5 protein-coding genes are annotated in these 3,659 nt (G+C 43.1%); all 5 read left to right on the top strand.

Annotation, left to right across the window (positions count from 1 at the left end; all coding sequences use genetic code 11):
* Positions 1–269: 269 nt before the first annotated feature.
* Positions 270–1,382, top strand: a complete 1,113-nt coding sequence (locus SIN01_RS14255) for a GTPase (RefSeq protein WP_010026068.1) — start codon at positions 270–272, stop codon at positions 1,380–1,382.
* 134 nt (positions 1,383–1,516) lie between these two features.
* Positions 1,517–1,978: a hypothetical protein gene (locus SIN01_RS14250; RefSeq protein ID WP_010026066.1), complete on the top strand. Its 462-nt coding sequence runs from the start codon at positions 1,517–1,519 to the stop codon at positions 1,976–1,978.
* Positions 1,979–2,543: 565 nt separating this feature from the next.
* Positions 2,544–2,927 carry a hypothetical protein gene (locus SIN01_RS14245; protein ID WP_010026065.1) on the top strand — a complete coding sequence of 128 codons (384 nt, stop codon included), beginning with the start codon at positions 2,544–2,546 and terminating at the stop codon, positions 2,925–2,927.
* 1 nt (position 2,928) lies between these two features.
* Positions 2,929–3,276, top strand: a complete 348-nt coding sequence (locus tag SIN01_RS14240; RefSeq protein ID WP_047035312.1) for a hypothetical protein — start codon at positions 2,929–2,931, stop codon at positions 3,274–3,276.
* A 229-nt stretch (positions 3,277–3,505) separates the two neighbouring features.
* Complete coding sequence (locus SIN01_RS15735) at positions 3,506–3,583, top strand: putative holin-like toxin (RefSeq protein ID WP_353949365.1); 78 nt, start codon at positions 3,506–3,508, stop codon at positions 3,581–3,583.
* Positions 3,584–3,659 lie beyond the last annotated feature (76 nt).

Raw genomic sequence — 3,659 nt, 5'->3', positions numbered from 1 at the left:
AAAAGTATCGTTATACAAAGAACAGTGAAACAGTGCAGATTTACTATAAGATTATCACCGAGAGAGCTGGATTAATCGCCTAGTTCAGTGTCCACTATGTACTGATTATCGTTTTATGATTGCTCAATCAAATTTCTATTCCACATCATTAGTGGCCATGCTATGCTTAGTCAAGATAGTTGATTCGCCGGTTTCCCACGTTGAATTCGCAAAAAAAACATTCCTTAGGTAGGTCACAGACCAATAACGATGATAACAGGAGGTAACTCATGGCAGATGAACAAGAGATGAAGAAAATTCTCGTAGAAGCGTTGGAAAGTATACAGGACGAGTTTCATAAACTCAAGAAAATCAACATTATGATTGCGGGTAAAAGTGGTGTGGGAAAGTCAACGCTGATCAATGCGGTGTTCGGTGAAAAAATGGCTCAAACCGCTATTGGGAAGCCCGTCACAGATAAGATTCATTTGATCGAGAAGGCTGATTTTCCAGTGCGTATCTATGACACAGTAGGATTTGAACTAAGTCAATTCTCACAGTGGAAGTCCACGATACATATCAAGCGGCTAATTCACAAAACCAAGAGGACGCTGACCACAGATGACGACATTCACTGCCTGTGGTACTGTGTTGCGGCAAGCGGTGCACGGATCGAGGAGAAAGAAATCAAGTTTATGAAGTACTTCATCGACCGCCACATTCCCGTCATCATGGTGCTAACGAAGGCATATTCTGCTGACGAAGCAGATGAATTGGCAATGTTTGCGAAACAGGAAATTCCAGGGTTGCGGACGGTCAAGGTATTGGCACGTGATTCAGAGTGGATGTCTGCCTTTGGCATCGATGATCTCGTGACGCAAACAGCGGAAGTATTACCGGAGGTGCTGCAGGATTCCTTTACGTGTGCGCAGAAACCAGAACTGGTGATGAAACATAAGCAGGCAACGAAAGTCGTGATGAAAGCACTCGCGACAAATTTTGGAACCGGGTTCGTGCCACTCCCGAACGCACCAATCATGATCGGCGTTCAAAGCACGATGCTGGTGAAAATCACCTCGATCTATGAGGTCAGTTTAACCGAGCACCAAGTGGAAACTGTTTTGGCTAGTGCACTGGGCTTGTTCGGCGCCGTGACGGTGGGTCAGTCGACGTCAAAAATACTGCTCAACATGGTGCCTGGAATCAATTTGGTTACCAATACGGTTTCGGGAGCAATCGGCAGCGCCATCACGGGTGCGCTTGGTTTCGGCTACATCCAGTTGATGGAAATGGTGGCTGAAGGCAAGGTCAATTTGGATGAGCTCGCTCCAACTGAGCTGACGGACATATTGATCGGAATGATCAAGGCCAAAATGCCTAATATGGGGCAAAGCAAAGTGTAAGGAATACGAAGACATCTGGCGGCATCTCAGGGACTTGTAGGATGCCACCAGATGTTTTTATATGCCTGAACTCGTAAAAAAAACAAACCCCATGGTAGGTCTCAACGACCGAATACTTATTGGGGGTAACACTATTGGTAATCGTAGGATTTGGATTGATTGGTGGTGTGCTTGGACTTGTGGTCGGCGTGGTGTGGCTTGTGATTGGGCTGATCCTGCATCGACGAGTGGTAAAAGCGAGTTGGCTCACCATGGCAGGCGCGTTGGCGTTGCTTGTTGTCAGCCTCGGCATAGGACTGGCGCTACCAAGCGCCGACTATACGGTTTCAGATGCAACTGAGGGGCGCACCTTCGTTAAGCAACTGGACGAAGGTGCGGACATTACTGACAAAACGCTGAAAGTAACCGTCGAGGAAGTCGGTTCTTCAAGCGTGATGGGCGTTGGCCTCGGCGCTCCCGGTGGCTTCTCGATTGCTTTACCTAATTCGCAAGCGACCCGGCGCATCAAGGTTGGCGATGAGGTGACGGTGACATGTTTTCAGGCTCGTCAGTTTTTCGGACTGTGGATCGTGACTGGACGGCTGGCAAGACAGTAGTCGAGAACGCACCCAAGTAAAGATCGGAAAATATGATCGACCTGGTCCGACTTTGTGTGAAAGCACTTAGCCGGATTTTTTTTTGAATCGATGCCTTGTCAGCGAGGTACCAAAAATGGTAAACAGATCCACTATTAGTGATCGTCTGATTAATGGTTGAACGGCAATAGCGGAATCTATATCGGTTTTATCTTATTACAAATAGAAACCCGGGAGGAAATACTCATGATAAAATTCTTTGTTTTATATGTGCTTCTATTTCCTATTACAGTGCCACTTTTAATAATTAAGTGGTTGTTTGTTTATGGTGGGAAGATACTTAAGTTCTTTTTGGTCTATGTACTTTTGGGACCAATCACGATTCCACTGTACCTCATCACGTGGGTGTTTAAAGGAAAATAAACTAAAATGATTAAAATTAATGAAGGGGATTTACCATTTATAGTCGAATGTTGATCACCGGCTTAAAGGATAAGCGCTGTGTGTTAATATAGCACATATTATATGGTACAATAAATGTGTAATTAAATGATGAATTGATCATACTATAAGGGAGAGATGAAAAATGGGGGCAACCATGATGAACAAAAGAAAACCTCCGGTGACGACGGACACGCTAAATTTCTTACGTCATAACGTTTATAATGTTTCGGATCTTACGCGTAAAAATAAGCTTACAGAAATTCTGCAGAAATTTGTTCATCCGACTGAAGAAGTCTTTGTTGTAGAAAATGCAAAAAATAAAGACGCCAAGGCGGCAATAATTAGTCTAAGTTATTTTGAGGAACTTCTTCGATACAAAGAAGCGATTGATCAAGCGGCAGATGAATTGGTTGAGACCGAAGCAATGAAACGACTTAATGATGACTCGCCAAAATTGAAATTTGCCGAGGCTTTTTCTAATGACGTTTTTGATTTCAACGAGGTCATCAAGGAGTCAAAAGATTAATATGAACATTAAAGATTTTGAGCACTATGTACGTCGTGAATTTAATGTTGAAATTACCCTTCATGAGAAAGTCGTTGCTGATCTAAAAGCAAGCAATAAAGGGAGCAGAAACAGTGTTCTTGCTGTGATTCTTAGAAGAATTCGAGAAGGCATACAATTCGTGCCGGAAGGTGTTGCAAAATCACTTGAAGGCAAACTAAATGGTTATGCAAAAATCAAACCGCGCGCAATGAATTTGAGAATCATTTATCGTCCAATCGCTCATCATGACTATGTTGAAATGTATTTACTAGCTATTGGACCACGAGATCGTCAAAAGGTATACAAAATGGCTGCAGAACCCTTGTGAAAAGTACCATAAAGGATTAGTACCATATAACACCCTCTCTCAACCAAGTGTTCCGTAAACCCAATCCACTTAACTCGCATCGTAAGCCATAGTTATGAAACGTTTTGCTTTTTCCAGATCTTCATCGTTCGAAACCGTTACTTCTAAAGCACATCACGTGTAAAGAGGGATTTTACCATTTATTGTTAAGGTTTGGTTGGTGACACCCTTGTGAAAGGGGGTGCGGCCAATGACAGTATTTCAAGCGATGACACTTATGATTAGCTTTGGCGTGCTTATCTTGATGCTGTCAGACAGAAAAAAATAATCCGCCTCATATGCTACTCACGATAGCTTGATAGACGGATCATTTGTTAAAATGTGAAGTTAATTAATTGCATCGC

This window comes from Sporolactobacillus inulinus, assembly GCF_006539285.1.
In the GTDB taxonomy this organism is placed as follows: domain Bacteria; phylum Bacillota; class Bacilli; order Bacillales; family Sporolactobacillaceae; genus Sporolactobacillus; species Sporolactobacillus inulinus.
This window is presented reverse-complemented; position numbering and strand designations above follow the sequence as displayed.

Excerpts from the sequence above, each read along its gene's own strand:
- SIN01_RS14255 (WP_010026068.1), top strand. The coding sequence starts at position 270 with ATGGCAGATGAACAAGAGATGAAGAAAATTCTCGTAGAAGCGTTGGAA.
- SIN01_RS14240 (WP_047035312.1), top strand. The coding sequence starts at position 2,929 with ATGAACATTAAAGATTTTGAGCACTATGTACGTCGTGAATTTAATGTT.
- SIN01_RS15735 (WP_353949365.1), top strand. The coding sequence starts at position 3,506 with ATGACAGTATTTCAAGCGATGACACTTATGATTAGCTTTGGCGTGCTT.
- SIN01_RS14245 (WP_010026065.1), top strand. The coding sequence starts at position 2,544 with ATGGGGGCAACCATGATGAACAAAAGAAAACCTCCGGTGACGACGGAC.